Below are 15,944 nucleotides of genomic sequence, written 5' to 3' on the forward strand. Positions count from 1 at the left end.
ATAGGATTGTGCTTGTAGTCGTCTTGCTTACCGTTCCAGCGTCCGCGCCGACCCCAAAGAAACAAGCCGACGAAGCCCAAGAAAACAGCAATGACTATGTAGCCTGCATCCATCACTTTTTCCCCGGTGTTCCATCGAACTTTTTCTCAAGAGAGGTCCAGCAGTCAATATAGTCGTCCTGCAAAGGGGCCTCGGTCGCGGCAAAAGCGGTCAGATGCTGCGGGAAGCGGGTTTCGAACATGAAGGACATGGTGTGATCCAGCTTGTCCGGCCCCAGATTGGCGTTTGAGGCTTTTTCGAACGCTTCGCGGTCCGGTCCGTGCGGGATCATCATATTGTGCAGGCTCATGCCACCGGGAACAAAGCCCTGCGGTTTGGCATCATACTGGCCGTAGATATTGCCCATCAGCTCGGACATGATGTTCTTGTGGTACCACGGCGGTCGGAACGTATCCTCGGCCACCATCCAACGCTCGCGGAACAGGACGAAATCGATATTGGCCGTGCCGGGCTGGCCCGAAGGGGCCGTCAGGACGGTGAAAATCGACGGATCCGGGTGGTCGAACAAGATTGCGCCGACCGGGCAATAGGTGCGTAGGTCATATTTGTAGGGCGCATAATTGCCGTGCCAGGCCACCACGTCCAGCGGGCTGTGACCGATCTGAGTGACGTGGAACTGCCCGCACCATTTGATTGTCACGGTTGAGGGAACCTCTCGGTCTTCGAATGCCGCAACCGGGGCTTTGAAATCGCGCGGATTGGCCATGCAATTGGCACCGATCGGTCCACGCCCTGGCAGTTCGAATTTCTGCCCGTAATTCTCACAGACAAACCCGCGTGCCGGACCTTCCAGTACTTCGACACGGTAGAGCAGCCCACGTGGCAGGATCGCGATTTCCTGCGGCTCCAGATCAATGATCCCAAGCTCGGTCACAAAGCGCAGGCGACCGTCTTGCGGAACTACCAGCAGCTCGGAATCGGCCGAGAAGAAATAGTCGTCCACCATCGAGTCGGTGACCAGATAGACGTGGCTGGCCATGCCGACCTGCGTGTTCACATCCCCTGCCGTCGTCATGGTGCGCATGCCGGTCAACCAGGTCAAAGGGGTGTCAGAATGCGGAACCGGGTCCCAGCGATACTGGCCCAGGCTGATTACATCCGGGTCTATACAAGGCGCGGATTTCCAGTAGGGCAGGTCAATTTTCTCATAGCGATGCGAATGTTTGACCGACGGGCGGATGCGGTAGCACCACGTCCGTTCCGGACGATCTGCGGTGAACGCCGTGCCGCTGAGCTGTTCGCCATAGAGGCCATAATTGCATCGCTGCGGGCTGTTCATACCCTGTGGCAGCGCGCCGGACAGCGCTTCGGTTTCGAAATCATTGCCGAAGCCCGGCATATAGCCGGGATGCGTTCCGACAGGTGTGACAGCCTGCGTCAGACCATGCGGTTCAGTCTTTTGGGACATCGTGAACTCCTCGGTTTTCTGCTTGTGAGATATTAGTTGTTTTTGTAACTAACAAGCATGACCCACGAAAAAGACGATTTTGATCTGCAGAATTTTCTGCCGTTTTTGCTGAATCAGGCGGCCGAGGCAGCCTCGTTAGAGTTTCAGCGCCTTTACAAGGAACGCTATGGCATGCTGCGCAGCGAATGGCGGGTGCTGTTTCATCTGGGTGTCTTCGGCTCTCTGACCGCGAAAGAGATCGGCACGCGTGCGAAGCTGCACAAAACCAAGATCAGCCGCGCGGTTCATAAGCTGGAACAAAACCGCTACCTCAAACGCACAAGGGATGAGGACGACCGAAGGGTCGAATGGCTGACGCTGACACCTGCCGGTCAGACCGTCTATCGCGAGTTGAGCGGTATCGCTGAGCGCTATGATGCGAAACTGGCTGGCGCATTTTCGGAAGAAGAGGCCGCCCTGCTGAGGAAAATGCTGCGACGGCTGGCGGGGATGGTGTAAGGTCTGGTAATTTCAATCACACAACCCACATTCAGGGAAGTATTGCCACGGACTCTCCTATGACCTCTTCAGACCCCATCATTGAACTTATCGACTGGCTCGTTTCCAAAGGGCTTGAGGGCGCAGGTCAGGAAGAATTGTTGGAAGGCTTTTGCAACCGCCTGATTGATCTGGGCCTTCCCCTGATGCGATTCCATGCGGCGCAATCGACGCTGCACCCGCTTTATGGCGGCACCGGGTATAGCTGGCATCGGGACACGGGCGGAGAATCCGAGCGGTTCGCAAACACCGACACCCCAAGCGAGGTCTGGCAACGCAGCCCTCTTTATGCGTTGTTGCATGAGGATATGGAAGAGTTGCGCGTGCGGCTGGTGGACCAGAACGAACCCAGCCGGTTTCCTCTGCTGAATGACCTGCGCGAGATCGGGGCGACGGATTACTACGCAACGGGCGTGTCGTTTGAACGCTCTGAACAGGTGCGTCCGGCCAGCGAGAAAAAGATCGGTGACGGGGTGCTGATGTCCTGGACCAGCGACGCCCCGACCGGTTTCGATGACAGCGATCTGGGGAAAATACACGTTGCGCTTCCGCATCTTGGACTTGCGTTGAAATCGGCCAAGAACCAGACCATGGCCAAGGACCTGATGCGCGTCTACCTGGGGCGTGACGCGGGGCGGCGTGTGCTGTCCGGCGAAATCCGTCGCGGGTCGCTGCAGCAGATTGATGCGGTGATTTGGAATTTCGACCTCGAAGGGTTCACCACCCTGTCCGAGGATATGCCGGGTCACGAGATCATCGACATGCTGAATGACTATCTGGCCGTTGCCGTGGGTGTGGTGCATGACAATGGCGGCAACATTCTGAAGTTCATGGGTGACGGGCTGATGGCCATGTTCGACGTGGGCGAGATCGACGCTGATGCGCGCGCAGCTCTGGCCGCTGTGCCGATGCTTCAAAGCCGGATGGAGGAGTTGAACGCGCGCAGATTGGCGAATGGGCAGAGGGTGGCGAATTTCACTCTGGCGCTGCATTCCGGTGAGATCCTTTACGGAAATATCGGGTCCGAAACCCGACTGGATTTCACCGTGATCGGTCCGGCGGTCAATCAGGCCGCCCGGATCGCCGGGATGCACCGGTCCTTGGGCCAGAGAATACTCGTTTCCGATGACGTCGCCCGCGCCGCCCGGCCCTGCGCGCAGGAGCTGATCTCGGTCGGGCGCTACATGTTGCGCGGTGTGAATGAACCGAAAGAGCTGTTTACGATATACAGCCCAGCGGCGGCCCCGGGCGAGGCCGCGGTCAAGAACGCAACGTAACGGTGGCGCAGTGCGCGCGGTGGTGAAACCCTCGGATCAAGTGAACAAAAGAGGCGGGCCGTAAAGGTCCGAAGGGGGCGCATGTTCGGGAAGGTTCTGAAATACGCGGCGGGCGCATTGGCGCTGGCTGTTGTCGCAGCAGGCGGTTACCTGTGGATTGCGCCACCGGATTTGTTGAAGGTGGGCACAAACTATTCGGCCAAGATCGTCTGTTCGAACGTGTTCCTTGCCGGGCGCGATGCCGAGACCGTGCTGCAAAGCGACGTACAAGCGCCGGGGCATCCCTTGCTGAAGCAGGTCTCGGTCAGCGTAGACGAACAGGGCCAATCGGTTGAGGCGCGGATGTTTCGCTTCTTTGCTCCGGCTACATCCCAGTATCGCCCCGGTTTGGGATGCACCAATGTTCACGCGACAAAGCTTGCAGATCATGCGCTGCCTGAACCCGCGCCCATGCCGAACGGCCTTTGGCCGCATGGAAACGAGGTTGTTCTTTCCCAAAACCCCGAGCTGACTGACGCTCTGGCTGACCCGTCCCTGCTGGGCGAAGGCTACCGCGCTGTCGTGGTTGTCAAGGACGGACGCATCATTGCCGAGGCTTATGCTGATGGCTTTGACGCCGAAACCCCGCTGTTGGGCTGGTCCATGACCAAAACGATCACCGCAGGGCTGATTGGCACGCTGATCCAATCGGGCGACATGGCGCTGGGCGATGACCTGACGGATGTCTTCCCCGATTGGGCCGAAGACTCGCGCCGTGACATCACGGTCGAGGACATGCTGGCCATGTCCAGCGGCCTGCAATGGGATGAGGAATATGGCGACGTCTCGGACGTGACGCGGATGCTGTATCTCAAGGATGACATGGTTGAATTCGCCGCCGGGCGCCCCGCCGCCTATCCTACCGCGACCGAGTTCAGCTATTCCTCGGGCACGTCTACAGTTCTGTCGCGTGTGTGGCAGGGCCAGCTTGAAGAGGGCGACCTCGGCTACCCCCGCACAGCATTGTTCGATCCTCTGGGCATGCACTCAGCTGTGATGGAGACCGATGGGGCGGATACATTCGTGGGTTCAAGCTACATGTACGCCACGGCGCGCGACTGGGCGCGTTTTGGGCAGTTTCTGCTGCAAGGCGGCGTGTGGAAGGGGCGACAGATATTGCCCGTAGGTTATACCGATTGGATGTTCGAACCTGTGGCCATTTCGGATGGGGCCTATGCCAAAGGGCATATGTGGCTGGACGGCCCACGTGGTGAGCCGCAGTTCGAAGACACCGTCTGGCTGCAGGGACATGACGGTCAATCCGTCGGGATTTTCCCTTCGCAGAATATGGTCGTGGTGCGATTGGGGCTGACACCGTCGCGGTTGGGATACTCGCCACTGCCTTTGGCCAAGGCTCTGATCACCGCGCTGGGCGACTGACGCCTAAAAGTCGATCTCGACGCCCGGCAGGTTCAACTCGCGCATCATGTCGCGCAGTTCCTGACGCGCGGCGATGTTCGAGATGTTCAGTTGTTTGACGCCGATATCTTTGAGGTCCAGCAAAGTCAGGCCACGGGGGAACAACTCACGAAAGATGACCCGCTCGGAAAAGCCCGAGGCGACGCGGAACCCGATGCGTTGCGACAGCATCTCGATCGCGCGTTGCATCTTTTCCTTGTTGACCATGCGCTGGGTGCCGACCCGGTTGCGCACGACGACCCAGTCGATCGGCTTCAAGCCAGCCTGCGCCCGCAATTGCCGCGCGTTCCAAACCATTTCGGAATAGACCGACGGGCCGAGGATCTTCTCACCCTTGGAGTCAATCCGCGCGAGCAGGTCGAAATCAATGAAACTGTCGTTCAGAGGCGTGATCAACGTATCGGCCAGTGAATGCGCCACCTGGCTGAGGCGGGTGTGCGAGCCGGGGCAGTCGATCAGGATGAAATCGCTGTCATTCTCAAGCTGTGAAACAGCCGCCGAAAGGCGATGGTCATAGATGTTCTCGCCCGGTTTCAGTGTGCTGGCGTCGATTTCGGGCAGGTCGTGGTGACGCGGGCTGGGCAGGGTCGCCTCAGCGCTGTTCAGAAAGTTCAACCTGTTTTCGAAATAACGGCCCAGGCTGCGCTGGCGCAGGTCCAGGTCCAGCGTGCTGACCTTGCGGCCCAGACGCGCCAGAGCGGTGGCCACATGCATGGAAACGGTCGATTTGCCTGCGCCGCCCTTTTCGTTCCCCACCACGATGATATGTGCCATGCTGTCGTTCCCAAGCCCTGCCGTGTTTGTCCACACGTTGTTGTCGGCCACTATATGTTGTGTCGGCGGGGAAGAAAAGAACCTCTGGGCGCTGTTTCGATCAATATCAGGCTCTAATTTGGAAAACAGCGCGCCGCTGGGGGGGTGCGTTGCATAGCTTTTCCCGGCTTTTGCCCTGTTTTTGCAGTGATCCGCTGTGCAGTCAGGGAATCCGCGCAGGTTTTGCGAGCTGGGTCTGAGGGTTTCCAGCATGGCGCTAACCATCAGTGGCGCGCCGGGCGGGCCTGCAATCGATGCCGGTTTCGTGATTTGTATGCCCCGGTCACCTGACTGACTATGCCCCGAAAATTGCTCATCATTCGAAAAAAAGGAGTCCGCAAATGATCGGATACGCAACCATTGGTGTTTCCAACATGGACAAGGCCAAGGAATTCTACACTGGGCTGTTTGCCGACAAGGGCGCGCAGGTTCTGATTGATGCAGGGCGTATTGCCTTTATCGGTAACGATCCGACCGCCCCGATGGTGGCCGTGTGCGAACCTTATGACGGCAATACCTGTGCGGCTGGCAACGGCAATATGCTGTCCTTTCCGGCAGACAGCAAAGAAGCGGTCTCAATCCTGTACAACAAGGCGATCAGCCTGGGTGCAACCGATGAGGGCGAGCCCGGGCAGCGTGTGCCGGATCGGTTTTACGGCGCATATGTGCGGGATCCGGATGGCAACAAGCTGTGCTTTTACGTCTTCGGCTAAAAAACTTGGTTGCACCAAAGAAAAAGGCCGCTCGGGATTGAGCGGCCTTTCGAATGTGAACGGGGCAGGGTTCAGAAACCCAGACCTTCGTATTTCTTCTTGAACTTCGACACGCGGCCGCCGGCGTCCATCAGGCGTGCGCCGCCACCGGTCCATGCGGGGTGCACGGAGGGGTCGATTTCCAAAGCCAGCTGGTCGCCCTCGGCGCCCCAGGTGGATTTCATCTGAACCACGGTGCCATCGGTCAGTTTGACGTCGATGACGTGATAATCGGGATGGATGTCTTTTTTCATCTTTCCGCTCCTTACGCCTCGGCGCCAGCCTTGGGCTTGTAGTTGGTGACCTCTGCGATACGTGCGGATTTACCACGACGGGTACGCAGGTAGTACAGTTTGGCGCGACGGACGCGGCCACGGCGGACAACGGTGATGCTGTCGATGTTGGTCGAATGCAGCGGGAATACACGCTCCACGCCTTCGCCAAACGAAATCTTGCGAACGGTGAACGAACCGGCGATGCCGCTGCCACCTTTGCGTGCGATGCAGACGCCTTCGTAGTTCTGCACACGGGTACGCGACCCTTCGGTCACTTTAAAGCCGACACGGATGGTGTCACCGGCTTTGAAATCGGGGATGTCTTTCCCCAGGGCGGCAATCTGTTCCGCCTCAAGCTGTGCGATCAGGTCCATCGCATTCACTCCTATCTGCTCGTGGTTGGTCCACGAAGTTTGGGCACGGGCTGAGAGCTCTTGGTCTTCACCGGGTCCTGCGAACAGCCCGCCAGAGGTCAGATCGAATGTTCCTTTGGTCCGGTCTGCCCTGACACGCGTTGGCCGAAGAAAGCCAAGCGGTGCGCCATGAAACAAACCAAAACACCGGAGTCGCATTTCGCGGCACCGGATTGCGCTGCTTTAGGGGGTTTGCGGGCAAGGATCAAGCCTAAATCGCAGGCGTGAACGGTGTGATTTTGCCAATCCGCAAATGCATCGTTGCCTTGTGCGTCGGATCAGGCATTCTGAGGTCAATTACAAGAGCAGTTTTTCAGGCTGAAACAATGACCCGATTTGTAATCATGCTGGCCCTGGCGGCCGCTGTTTTGATGTCCTGCGGACGCAGAGGGCCCCCGCCTCAGGTCGTCGAGGCCACGCCGGGCGTAGACCGGACCGCGCCCGCCGTGATCTATCCCGACTTTGGCGACGCCGACCCCCATGACTGGGACGGGCGACATCCCGGCCTCTATCCGGTTCATGGGCTGGATGTGTCGCGCTGGCAGGGGCCGATTGACTGGCGTCAGGCCAAGGCCTCGGGCGTCAGCTTTGTGTTCATGAAGGCGACCGAAGGTGGGGATTTTATCGACCCGATGTTCGATGAACATCGTCGCGGCGCGCAGGTGGCGGGTGTGCCATGGGGGGCATACCACTACTATTATTTCTGCCGACCGGCCCGCGAACAGGCGCAGTGGTTCATTCAAAATGTCCCGAAAGGCGCGGACCTGCCGCATGTGCTGGACATGGAATGGACGCCGCATTCGAAAACCTGCACCCTTCGCCCCGATGGCAATACCGTCCGGGCCGAGGCGCAAAAGTTCCTTGATATTCTCGAACGTCACTATGGCCGCCGACCCATCGTCTACACGACAGTTGATTTCTATCAGGATACCGACATCGGACGTCTGTCAAAGACCGAGTTCTGGCTACGCTCGGTCGCGGGACATCCCCGTCAGGTCTATCCCGGCGCGGTCTGGAGGTTCTGGCAATACACTGGCACCGGGTTGGTGCCCGGGGTTCAGGGAAAAGTCGACATAAACGTCTTCAGCGGCCCGCCCGAGATTTGGGCGCAGTGGAAAGGTGGCCCATCCTGACCGGCCTAACTGTCGCGTGATTTCGTGTAGTCATCCCAAACATCAGGCCGCCGTTCCTGCGTTATGTCCTCGGCCATCTGTTGGCGCCATTTGGCGATGCGGCCGTGGTGGCCGGACATCAGCACCTCGGGGATCGGGCGGCCGTTCCATTCTGCGGGGCGGGTGTATTGCGGGTGTTCCAACAGGCCCGAGGAAAAGCTCTCTTCCTCGGTCGAGGCCTGATTGCCCAGCACGCCGGGGATCAACCGCACGGTGGCGTCGATCAGAGCCTGCGCTGCAATCTCTCCGCCGGTCATGACAAAATCGCCGAGGCTGACCTCTTGCACGCCGTAATGCTCCAACACGCGTTCATCCACGCCCTCGAACCGACCGCAGAGCAAGGTCATCCCATCGCAGCGCGCGAGGTTCTGCATCATCCGCTGGTCCATGCGCTTGCCGCGCGGGCTGAGGTAGATCAGGGGCCAGTTGCCCCGGATACCGGCCATGGTTTGTTCGATAGCAGGTCCCAAAACATCGGCGCGCAGCACCATGCCCGCGCCGCCGCCTGCAGGTGTGTCATCCACATTGCGATGTTTGCCGATCCCGAACTGCCGCAGATCGACCGTTTCCAGCTGCCAAAGCCCCTCTTGCAAGGCTTTGCCGGTCAGGCTCTCGCCCAGAACACCGGGGAATGCGCTCGGAAACAGGGTGATGATCTTGGCCTTCCACACGCCATGCAGATCCGGCGTCGGCGTCATCAACTCGCGCGGTTGTAGGGTGGGACGGATGGCCTTGCGACCGTGGGATTTGCTTGGTGTATCTGTCATGACGGGGAAACCAGATCGTCCTTGGCGCGTTTGATGAGGGCCTTCTTTTGCGCCATCAGGGCCGCGTCGTCCAGCGCGGAACGGTTCAGCGCCAGCAGTTCCAGCAGGGCATCATCAGCCGGGCGGGCCTTGTGCGGGTCCGGCGCGACCAGTTTAAACATCTTGTCGCGTGGCAGGTTCAGGAATGCCGCAAACGGAGCGCCCGGACCAAAGCGCCGCTTGCGCAGGTCCTCCATCCATTCGGTCTGGACCTTGACCAGCGGCAGCCGGTCCTGAAGCATATCCGCCGTCTCCTTGGGGGAGGGCAGGTGGTTCAGCGCCTCCCGGAACGTGTCATAGTCCTGCACCAGCCGCGTCCGCCGCAGGTCATGCGCCCAGAGGCTGCGCATCCAATCCTCACGCTGTCGCAGGGACAGATAGATCGTAAGATCGACCGACTCGGCCCCCAGCCGAGCGTTCAACTGATCCACCAGCGTCGTCGCCAATTCCGGAGCCGCCCCGTACCCTTCGACGCTGTTGCGACTGGGGCGCAGGCCAGCAAAGTTTTCCTCGCTCAGGATGAGGCCGCGACTGGTGCCAAAGTCGATCGGTTCCAGCAGCGCATGCACACCTGTTTCGAATTCGGTCAGGGTGCTGTTCATACGATAGATCGAATGCCGCGTGGCCGCGTCTGCAAGGCCGGTTTTTCGGGTCTTGTAAGGTAGGATCAGTGAAAAATGCGGCCAGATCAGCTGACGGTTCTTGTAGAGAAACGACTGCGCAACGGTGGTGCCGGTCTTGTGCAACCCCAGATGCAGCAGAACGCGCCGCATCAGATCAGGCCTTCTGGCGGATCAGCGACGATGCGACCGGCCTCCAGATCAATTGTCGGTACAGCGTCCAGGGTGAAGGGCAGCAGGACAGTCGATTTCAGGCCCGGCCCGTGTAACTCCAGTAAGTCCGCCGCGCCGTGGTTCTGGACCGATTTGACCCGACCCAGCAGGGTGCCGCCGGTGTCGTAAACCTCCAACCCGATCAGGTCGGTGTGGTAGAATTCGTCGTCGGGAAGAGAGGGCAGCTGCTCGCGCCGCGCATACAGGCGCAGGCCGTTCAGGGCGTCGGCCTCTTCTTTGGTCTCAACCCCACCCAGCCGGGCGGCAAAGCCGTTCTTAATGGCACGGGTCAGGACCACGGGATAGCGTTTCTGCCCGGTTTCGTCGGTCAGGGGGGAATAGCCCTCGATATCCTCGGGCACGGCGCAAAAGCTTTTCAGCCGCACCTCGCCGCGCACACCGTATGATCCCGCAATGCTGCCAACGCAGATCAGATCACTCATTTGAGCCTTCCGTTATACATAGTCCGTTCCGCCATTGCCCGATCCCCTCGCAGGCTTCGCGCTGGTTCGAGCGTTCAAAGAACACGCCGACAATAAATGCGATCAGCAACAGGATGGGAAGCCGTAACAATCCGAACATGTCTAGCGCACCTCGATTGGCAGAGTCGCATCGCGGTCTTCCCAACCGGCCCGTTCCAGCTCGGGCGTGTCGGAGTCTTCTTCCGGCCAGCCGACGCAGAAATAGCCGATCAGCCGCCAGTTGTCCGGGACATTCAGATCTCGGTTCATCTGTTCAGGGTTCAGGATCGAGACCCAACCCAGCCCCAACCCCTGCGCGCGCAGGGCCAGCCAGAACAGGGTGATGGCTGAGACAACCGAATAGCGCCGCATCTCGGGCATGGTGCCCGCGCCCAGACCCTGACCTTTGCTGGTGGTGTCATCGCAGAACACCGCCAACTGCACCGGCGCTTCCTGCATGCCCGAAAGTTTGAGGCTGCTGTATAGCTGTGCTTTCTCACCGGAATATCCGGTCAGAGCGTCCGCATTGGCGGTTTGGAAATTCTTGAGAGCCGCGTCGCGCGCGGCCTCACTTTCGACGCGGATCACGCGCCAGGGTTCGCTGAGCCCCACCGATGGGGCCAGCAGAAACGCGTCGAGGCAGCGCGTAAGCACTGCCTCGTCCACAGGGTCGGCGCGGAACCGACGCACATCGCGCCGGAGCCGCATCAACAGATCGAACTGCGTGCGAAAATCGTCGGTGAAAGCCTGATCCTGCACGCGCCCGCCTGCTTATTCTTCTGCTGCAGCTTCTTCAGCCGGTGCAGCAGCTGCTTCGGCAGCTTCAGCAGCCTTTGCAGCTTTCTCTTCCGCGCGCTCTTGAGCTTTCTTGCCCGGAGCACCCTTGTTGGGGTTGTTGCGCTCGGCCTTGTCACGGGTGCCCGCAGCTTCCAGCATGCGTGCGATACGGTCGGTGGGCTGAGCGCCCTGATCCAGCCAGTACTGAACACGCTCCATGTTCATTTTCACGCGCTCTTCGCTGTCTTTCGGCAGCAGCGGGTTGTAGGTGCCCAGTTTCTCGATGAAACGGCCATCGCGCGGCATGCGGCTGTCGGCAGCCACGATGCGATAGAAGGGACGCTTTTTCGAGCCGCCGCGGGCGAGACGAATTTTCATTGCCATGGTGGTATCTCCTTTAAATGGCATCACGCCTTTGGGGCGTGTCTTTTGGGGGTGCCGGGCTGAAGCCCGGCCTACGATTGGTGTTTCTTATGGTGTCGGATGACTTCCTGAATGATGAAATTCAGGAAAGCCTTGGCAAAATCGGGGTCCAGATCGGCCTCTTTCGCCAGGTCTTCTAGCCGTGCGATCTGCGCTGCCTCGCGCGATGGATCGGACGGGGGAAGGTCGTGTTCGGCCTTGAGCTTGCCAACAGCCTGCGTGTGTTTGAACCGCTCGCCCAGCGTATAGACAAGGATCGCGTCCAGCCGGTCGATGCTTTCGCGATGCTCTTTCAGCAGCGTTGCAGCCTGTGTCACGGGGTTGGTCATACGTAGGCCTCCATGCCGCCATTCACCAGATCGCCGGGCGCGCGGTGACGCCAGATCTCGGTGGTGCCGAATTTCGGGTGTTCATAGTGATAATCGAATGCAGCGCCCAAACGCTTGGCGACGGCCTTGCTGGCGTGATTGTCCGGGTCGATCAGCGAAATCGCCGTGGTCCAACCCAGAACGTCATAGGCATAGGCGCGCGCGGTCAAAGCGGCCTCGGTCGCGTAGCCCTTGCCGGTGGCGTTGTTCATCAAGGTCCAGCCGATTTCGGGTTCCGGCCAGCCTTCGGGGAACCAAAGGCCGATGCGGCCCACATAGTTGCCCGTTTCTTTTTCCTCGGCGCTCCAGAACCCAAAGCCGCGCAGCGACCAGTGCCCGAGGATCGAGGCAATCACCCGCCATGCCTCATCCCGGCGCAACGGACCGCCTACGAACTTTGCCGCATCCGTGGCAAAGAACGCGGCGTCCGCGTCCAGATCCGCGCCGGACGGAGCGCGCAGGATCAGGCGCTCAGTCTCAAGCCGGGGGATATGTTGGGCGATCAGGTTCACTTCTTCTTGCCAAATCCGCTGAGACCCTGAGGCAGGCCCATGCCGCCACCCAATCCGGGCAATCCGCCGGGCATTTTGCCGCCCATGGCCTTGGCGGCCTGTTCCAGTGCCTTGGGGTCCATGCCTGCGGCCATGTCTTCGGGGCTGGGGCCGCCTTTGCCAAACATGCCCTTCATGGCCTGTTTCAGCATCTTGCCTTTGCCCATCTTGCCCATTTTCTTCATCATGTCCGACATCTGCCGGTGCATCTTGAGCAGTTTGTTGAGGTCGCTGACCTCCATCCCAGAACCGGCGGCAATCCGTTTCTTGCGGCTGGCTTGCAGCAACTGCGGGTTGGCGCGTTCGCGTTTGGTCATGGATTGGATCAACGCGATCTGCTGGCGCAGGACCTTGTCGTCCAGACCGGCCTGATCCATCTGCTTGGCCATCTTGCCCATGCCCGGCATCATGCCCATCATGCCCTGCATGCCGCCCATCTGGATCATCTGTTCCAGCTGCATTTTCAGGTCGTTCATGTTGAACTGACCTTTGACCATGCGCTTCATCATGCGCTCGGTCTGTTCCATCTCCATCGTTTCCTGGGCCTTTTCGACCAGAGCGACGATGTCGCCCATGCCCAGAATACGACCGGCGATCCGGTCCGGCTCGAAGGTTTCAAGCGCGTCCATCTTTTCGCCCAGACCGACAAAGCGGATCGGCTTGCCAGTGACCGCGCGCATCGACAGCGCCGCACCGCCGCGCCCGTCACCGTCCATCCGGGTCAGGACAACGCCCGAGATGCCGACCTTGGCGTCGAACTCTTCGGCCACTTCAACGGCGACCTGACCGGTGAGGCCGTCGACCACCAGCAGCGTCTCGCGCGGATCGACCGCGTTGCGGACCTGCTCGACCTCGTCCATCAGCACTTCGTCGATATGCAGACGACCCGCAGTGTCGAGCATATAGACGTCATATCCGCCCAGCGTTGCCTGCTGCTTGGCACGCTTGGCAATATCGACAGGCTTCTGGCCCGGTACGATCGGTAGAGTATCCACGCCAACCTGAGTGCCAAGAACCGCCAACTGATCCATCGCCGCCGGGCGGTAAACGTCCAGCGAGGCCATCAGGACCTTCTTGCCCTCTTTTTCCTTCAGGCGCTTGGCGAGCTTACCGGTGGTGGTCGTCTTACCCGAACCCTGCAGACCGACCATCAGGATCGGCGCGGGCGGGTTGTCGATCTTCAGCGCACCGGGGTCATCCTCGCCCCGCAGGGTGTCGACCAATGCGTCATGCACGATCTTGACGACCTGCTGACCGGGAGTGATCGATTTGGTGACGGCCTGACCGGTCGCCTGTTCCTGCACCTTCTTGACGAACTCGCGCGCGACGGGCAGCGAAACGTCGGCCTCAAGCAGGGCAACACGAACCTCGCGCAGGGCGGTTTTGACGTCTTCTTCGGACAGGGCGCCCTGTTTGGTCAGCCGGTCAAAGACGCCAGAGAGGCGTTCGGATAGATTTTCAAACATGCCTTCGGCCTCCTGTGCCGGTTATCTGATGGCGTGCCCTACATAGGATGCGCCGGTTAAATGCACAAACGCCCCCTCCCACTGAACTACACGTGGGGGTCATGCCAAATGGCATTGCCCCCACGGGCGAAACTCGCTGGTGGGGGGCGATCCCTGAACGACTCAAGGGACCGGAAGATCATACGCTTCCGGATGTTGGGAGGGGCTTTAGGCGGATTGGCTGCCAGAGTCAACCTTGCGGGCCGGAAGCCAGCCATTGACCGCATCGACCATCCGTTGCGCACCGCCTCCGCTGACATAGGCTTGGACAATGGGGTGCCGCCCTGCGCTCATGCCCTTGTCAAGGATCAGGACCGGGCGATGCATCTTGGACGTGTTCCCATCGCGGCTCGAGGTGGTGGTTTCCACCTCGGCATGGGACAGGTTCGACAGCTCATGTTCTACTGCGTCATATCCAAAGATGGATTGGCGGCGGATCAGGATGCTGTTGTTTTGACGGTCCAGTATCACCTGCACACGCCGCACAAAGACGCAGAAGGCGCCAAAGCCCAATCCGCCACCGAACAGGGCAAAGAAAATGCCGAACAAGATGCCTTCACCCCCTTCGGTGGCCATGAAGATGCCTGCGCCAACAAAGCAGAGGATGAAGACAACCAGCATGAGGCCGATCAGCCAGGGCGTATTGGACAGGATCAACTGATCCGGGGTGTTGCGCGTCACTTTCATGGCGGCACGCTAGCATCGAATTTGTGGGCTGTCGTGGCTTGAATTTGCCCACGTGTTGGGCGATGAGCGCGTCAAACAGGAGGGTCTCATGGACGCATCATCTGCCTTTCAGGATACATTGCCGCTCAGCTCTGATGCGTTATTGGCCCAGTTGGATGCCTGGGGACTGGAATATCGGCTGCATTCCCATGTGCCGCTGCGCACAGTTGAGGAGGCGAAGGCGGTCGAGGACCAGTTCATGGTGCCGGGTGAAAATGCCCTGCGGTTGAAAAACCTGTACCTGCGAGACAAGAAAAAGCGCAACTATCTGGTGACGCTGGAACAGAGCCGTGAGATCGATCTCAAGGCTTTGGGGGCTGAGCTGGGGATTGGCAACCTATCCTTTGGGTCCGCAGATCGGTTATTGCAGAACCTTGGTATTCGCCCCGGTGCCGTTAGCCCTTTGGCGATGATCAACGGGGTTGAGAATGGTGTGCAGTTCTTTATGGACGCCGCTGCGCAGCAGGCGGATGTGATCTATATGCATCCTTTGGTGAATGATCGCACCGTTGCGATGCCGCGTGCAGATTTGGTTGCGTTCTTCGAGCGGATCGGGTGCGAGGCGACCTGGCTATAGTGCCGAAACGCGCCCAGAAGGGCGCGTGCCTCCGGCGGAGGTATTTTTGAACAGAAGAAGAGCGGGCGCTGCGCCTTGATTTCTGGCACGCGTGCCGTAGTGGGGCATCGGGTCGTTTGGCTGTGACCCGATGCGCAGACTTGTATTCAGGTCAGGCGGCCAGATCCGCGATGGCTTTGTGGGCGTTTTCGACCGAAGACGCAGCGTCGAGGGCCATTTGATCTGCGGCCACCACATCGACGTCAGTGATACCAATGAAGCCCAGAACATGTTTGGCGTAGTTGGTGGCGAAGTCGATCTCGGACCCGACAGCGGTGCCACCTGACGCAATGGCCAGAACGGCGCGTTTGCCGGTCAGAAGGCCTTTGGGACCGTTTTCGGTGTAGGAGAATGTCAGACCAGCCCGGGCAACCAGATCAATCCATGCCTTGAAAACGGCGGGGACCGAGAAGTTGTAGATCGGCAGGCCGATCACGATGGTGTCGGCGCGTTGAAGTTCGTCCACCAACTCGTCGGACAGGGCCAGTTGATCGCGCTGAACGGCATCGCGTTTGTCTGCCGGGGTAAAGTTTGCGGCGATCCAGTCCTCGGTCAGCAGGGGCAGGGGGCTGGCCAGATCGCGGCGGATGATGCGTTCCGCGCCAAGATGCTGGACGACGCGATGCGACAGGTCACGGGTTGCTGATCCGGTGCGGCGGGCCGAGGCGTCGATATGCAGGATTGTTTTGGTCATGATGTCCTCATTGGGGAAA

21 protein-coding genes are annotated in these 15,944 nt (G+C 59.7%); 6 read left to right on the plus strand and 15 right to left on the minus strand.

Annotated features, from left to right (window positions below):
* Positions 1 to 112 precede the first annotated feature (112 nt).
* Positions 113 to 1,468, minus strand: coding sequence for a homogentisate 1,2-dioxygenase (gene hmgA, locus AC2FD8_RS17635; protein ID WP_496858286.1), 1,356 nt, complete (start codon positions 1,466 to 1,468; stop codon positions 113 to 115).
* Positions 1,469 to 1,525: 57 nt separating this feature from the next.
* Between hmgA and AC2FD8_RS17640 the strand changes: the two genes are divergently transcribed.
* From AC2FD8_RS17640 to AC2FD8_RS17650, 3 genes are all read left to right on the plus strand, one after another.
* The gene (locus tag AC2FD8_RS17640) at positions 1,526 to 1,966 is read left to right on the plus strand and encodes a MarR family winged helix-turn-helix transcriptional regulator (RefSeq protein WP_496858288.1); all 441 of its coding nucleotides are present in this window, start codon (positions 1,526 to 1,528) and stop codon (positions 1,964 to 1,966) included.
* 59 nt (positions 1,967 to 2,025) lie between these two features.
* The gene (locus AC2FD8_RS17645; RefSeq protein WP_496858290.1) at positions 2,026 to 3,282 is read left to right on the plus strand and encodes an adenylate/guanylate cyclase domain-containing protein; all 1,257 of its coding nucleotides are present in this window, start codon (positions 2,026 to 2,028) and stop codon (positions 3,280 to 3,282) included.
* Positions 3,283 to 3,363: 81 nt separating this feature from the next.
* Entirely contained in the window at positions 3,364 to 4,701 is a 1,338-nt protein-coding gene (locus AC2FD8_RS17650; protein WP_496858292.1) for a serine hydrolase domain-containing protein, read from the plus strand.
* A 3-nt stretch (positions 4,702 to 4,704) separates the two neighbouring features.
* Here AC2FD8_RS17650 and AC2FD8_RS17655 read toward each other — a convergent pair whose 3' ends face one another.
* Positions 4,705 to 5,514: a division plane positioning ATPase MipZ gene (locus AC2FD8_RS17655; protein WP_496858294.1), complete on the minus strand. Its 810-nt coding sequence runs from the start codon at positions 5,512 to 5,514 to the stop codon at positions 4,705 to 4,707.
* 380 nt (positions 5,515 to 5,894) lie between these two features.
* On the opposite strand from AC2FD8_RS17655, the gene AC2FD8_RS17660 reads away from it, so the two are divergent.
* Complete coding sequence (locus AC2FD8_RS17660) at positions 5,895 to 6,266, plus strand: VOC family protein (protein ID WP_496858296.1); 372 nt, start codon at positions 5,895 to 5,897, stop codon at positions 6,264 to 6,266.
* Positions 6,267 to 6,337: 71 nt separating this feature from the next.
* Here AC2FD8_RS17660 and rpmE read toward each other — a convergent pair whose 3' ends face one another.
* Entirely contained in the window at positions 6,338 to 6,559 is a 222-nt protein-coding gene (gene rpmE, locus AC2FD8_RS17665) for a 50S ribosomal protein L31 (protein ID WP_420586214.1), read from the minus strand.
* An 11-nt stretch (positions 6,560 to 6,570) separates the two neighbouring features.
* The gene (rplS, locus tag AC2FD8_RS17670; RefSeq protein ID WP_039541573.1) at positions 6,571 to 6,954 is read right to left on the minus strand and encodes a 50S ribosomal protein L19; all 384 of its coding nucleotides are present in this window, start codon (positions 6,952 to 6,954) and stop codon (positions 6,571 to 6,573) included.
* Positions 6,955 to 7,319: 365 nt separating this feature from the next.
* Between rplS and AC2FD8_RS17675 the strand changes: the two genes are divergently transcribed.
* Entirely contained in the window at positions 7,320 to 8,126 is an 807-nt protein-coding gene (locus tag AC2FD8_RS17675) for a glycoside hydrolase family 25 protein (RefSeq protein ID WP_496858298.1), read from the plus strand.
* 5 nt (positions 8,127 to 8,131) lie between these two features.
* Here AC2FD8_RS17675 and trmD read toward each other — a convergent pair whose 3' ends face one another.
* The 10 genes from trmD to AC2FD8_RS17725 all read right to left on the minus strand — a co-directional run bounded on the left by trmD (position 8,132) and on the right by AC2FD8_RS17725 (position 14,576).
* Positions 8,132 to 8,932 carry a tRNA (guanosine(37)-N1)-methyltransferase TrmD gene (gene trmD / locus AC2FD8_RS17680; protein ID WP_496858300.1) on the minus strand — a complete coding sequence of 267 codons (801 nt, stop codon included), beginning with the start codon at positions 8,930 to 8,932 and terminating at the stop codon, positions 8,132 to 8,134.
* Positions 8,929 to 9,744: a hypothetical protein gene (locus AC2FD8_RS17685; RefSeq protein ID WP_496858302.1), complete on the minus strand. Its 816-nt coding sequence runs from the start codon at positions 9,742 to 9,744 to the stop codon at positions 8,929 to 8,931. The genes trmD and AC2FD8_RS17685 overlap by 4 nt, the downstream gene beginning before the upstream one ends.
* Positions 9,744 to 10,247 carry a ribosome maturation factor RimM gene (rimM, locus tag AC2FD8_RS17690; protein ID WP_496858304.1) on the minus strand — a complete coding sequence of 168 codons (504 nt, stop codon included), beginning with the start codon at positions 10,245 to 10,247 and terminating at the stop codon, positions 9,744 to 9,746. The genes AC2FD8_RS17685 and rimM overlap by 1 nt, the downstream gene beginning before the upstream one ends.
* Complete coding sequence (locus AC2FD8_RS17695) at positions 10,240 to 10,386, minus strand: hypothetical protein (RefSeq protein ID WP_496858306.1); 147 nt, start codon at positions 10,384 to 10,386, stop codon at positions 10,240 to 10,242. The genes rimM and AC2FD8_RS17695 overlap by 8 nt, the downstream gene beginning before the upstream one ends.
* A 2-nt stretch (positions 10,387 to 10,388) precedes the next feature.
* Positions 10,389 to 11,024, minus strand: a complete 636-nt coding sequence (gene bluB, locus AC2FD8_RS17700) for a 5,6-dimethylbenzimidazole synthase (RefSeq protein WP_496858308.1) — start codon at positions 11,022 to 11,024, stop codon at positions 10,389 to 10,391.
* A gap of 12 nt (positions 11,025 to 11,036) precedes the next feature.
* On the minus strand, positions 11,037 to 11,426 hold the full coding sequence (rpsP, locus tag AC2FD8_RS17705) for a 30S ribosomal protein S16 (protein ID WP_496858310.1): 390 nt from the start codon (positions 11,424 to 11,426) through the stop codon (positions 11,037 to 11,039).
* Between the two features lie 71 nt (positions 11,427 to 11,497).
* The gene (locus AC2FD8_RS17710; RefSeq protein ID WP_496858312.1) at positions 11,498 to 11,794 is read right to left on the minus strand and encodes a chorismate mutase; all 297 of its coding nucleotides are present in this window, start codon (positions 11,792 to 11,794) and stop codon (positions 11,498 to 11,500) included.
* Positions 11,791 to 12,345 (minus strand): GNAT family N-acetyltransferase, encoded by a 555-nt coding sequence (locus tag AC2FD8_RS17715; RefSeq protein ID WP_496858314.1) that lies wholly within the window; start codon positions 12,343 to 12,345, stop codon positions 11,791 to 11,793. Before AC2FD8_RS17715 ends, AC2FD8_RS17710 begins: the two co-directional genes overlap by 4 nt.
* Complete coding sequence (gene ffh / locus AC2FD8_RS17720; RefSeq protein WP_496858316.1) at positions 12,342 to 13,850, minus strand: signal recognition particle protein; 1,509 nt, start codon at positions 13,848 to 13,850, stop codon at positions 12,342 to 12,344. Before ffh ends, AC2FD8_RS17715 begins: the two co-directional genes overlap by 4 nt.
* Before the next feature lie 207 nt (positions 13,851 to 14,057).
* The gene (locus AC2FD8_RS17725; protein ID WP_496858318.1) at positions 14,058 to 14,576 is read right to left on the minus strand and encodes a hypothetical protein; all 519 of its coding nucleotides are present in this window, start codon (positions 14,574 to 14,576) and stop codon (positions 14,058 to 14,060) included.
* An 88-nt stretch (positions 14,577 to 14,664) separates the two neighbouring features.
* On the opposite strand from AC2FD8_RS17725, the gene AC2FD8_RS17730 reads away from it, so the two are divergent.
* The gene (locus AC2FD8_RS17730) at positions 14,665 to 15,192 is read left to right on the plus strand and encodes a prolyl-tRNA synthetase associated domain-containing protein (protein WP_496858320.1); all 528 of its coding nucleotides are present in this window, start codon (positions 14,665 to 14,667) and stop codon (positions 15,190 to 15,192) included.
* Positions 15,193 to 15,343: 151 nt separating this feature from the next.
* Here the strand turns inward: AC2FD8_RS17730 and AC2FD8_RS17735 are convergent, their stop codons facing one another.
* The gene (locus AC2FD8_RS17735; protein ID WP_496858321.1) at positions 15,344 to 15,925 is read right to left on the minus strand and encodes an FMN-dependent NADH-azoreductase; all 582 of its coding nucleotides are present in this window, start codon (positions 15,923 to 15,925) and stop codon (positions 15,344 to 15,346) included.
* Between the last annotated feature and the right edge of the window lie 19 nt (positions 15,926 to 15,944).

The sequence above is a fragment of the Ruegeria sp. YTSC192 genome, assembly GCF_059609705.1.

Bases quoted from the DNA above. Each gene is read 5' to 3' on its own strand.
- AC2FD8_RS17640 (WP_496858288.1), top strand. From the start codon at position 1,526: ATGACCCACGAAAAAGACGATTTTGATCTGCAGAATTTTCTGCCGTTT.
- AC2FD8_RS17730 (WP_496858320.1), top strand. From the start codon at position 14,665: ATGGACGCATCATCTGCCTTTCAGGATACATTGCCGCTCAGCTCTGAT.
- AC2FD8_RS17735 (WP_496858321.1), bottom strand. From the start codon at position 15,925: ATGACCAAAACAATCCTGCATATCGACGCCTCGGCCCGCCGCACCGGA.
- rpmE (WP_420586214.1), bottom strand. From the start codon at position 6,559: ATGAAAAAAGACATCCATCCCGATTATCACGTCATCGACGTCAAACTG.
- AC2FD8_RS17695 (WP_496858306.1), bottom strand. From the start codon at position 10,386: ATGTTCGGATTGTTACGGCTTCCCATCCTGTTGCTGATCGCATTTATT.
- AC2FD8_RS17710 (WP_496858312.1), bottom strand. From the start codon at position 11,794: ATGACCAACCCCGTGACACAGGCTGCAACGCTGCTGAAAGAGCATCGC.
- AC2FD8_RS17675 (WP_496858298.1), top strand. From the start codon at position 7,320: ATGACCCGATTTGTAATCATGCTGGCCCTGGCGGCCGCTGTTTTGATG.
- AC2FD8_RS17725 (WP_496858318.1), bottom strand. From the start codon at position 14,576: ATGAAAGTGACGCGCAACACCCCGGATCAGTTGATCCTGTCCAATACG.
- hmgA (WP_496858286.1), bottom strand. From the start codon at position 1,468: ATGTCCCAAAAGACTGAACCGCATGGTCTGACGCAGGCTGTCACACCT.
- AC2FD8_RS17650 (WP_496858292.1), top strand. From the start codon at position 3,364: ATGTTCGGGAAGGTTCTGAAATACGCGGCGGGCGCATTGGCGCTGGCT.
- ffh (WP_496858316.1), bottom strand. From the start codon at position 13,850: ATGTTTGAAAATCTATCCGAACGCCTCTCTGGCGTCTTTGACCGGCTG.
- trmD (WP_496858300.1), bottom strand. From the start codon at position 8,932: ATGACAGATACACCAAGCAAATCCCACGGTCGCAAGGCCATCCGTCCC.
- rpsP (WP_496858310.1), bottom strand. From the start codon at position 11,426: ATGGCAATGAAAATTCGTCTCGCCCGCGGCGGCTCGAAAAAGCGTCCC.
- rplS (WP_039541573.1), bottom strand. From the start codon at position 6,954: ATGGACCTGATCGCACAGCTTGAGGCGGAACAGATTGCCGCCCTGGGG.
- AC2FD8_RS17660 (WP_496858296.1), top strand. From the start codon at position 5,895: ATGATCGGATACGCAACCATTGGTGTTTCCAACATGGACAAGGCCAAG.
- AC2FD8_RS17685 (WP_496858302.1), bottom strand. From the start codon at position 9,744: ATGCGGCGCGTTCTGCTGCATCTGGGGTTGCACAAGACCGGCACCACC.
- AC2FD8_RS17655 (WP_496858294.1), bottom strand. From the start codon at position 5,514: ATGGCACATATCATCGTGGTGGGGAACGAAAAGGGCGGCGCAGGCAAA.
- rimM (WP_496858304.1), bottom strand. From the start codon at position 10,247: ATGAGTGATCTGATCTGCGTTGGCAGCATTGCGGGATCATACGGTGTG.
- AC2FD8_RS17645 (WP_496858290.1), top strand. From the start codon at position 2,026: ATGACCTCTTCAGACCCCATCATTGAACTTATCGACTGGCTCGTTTCC.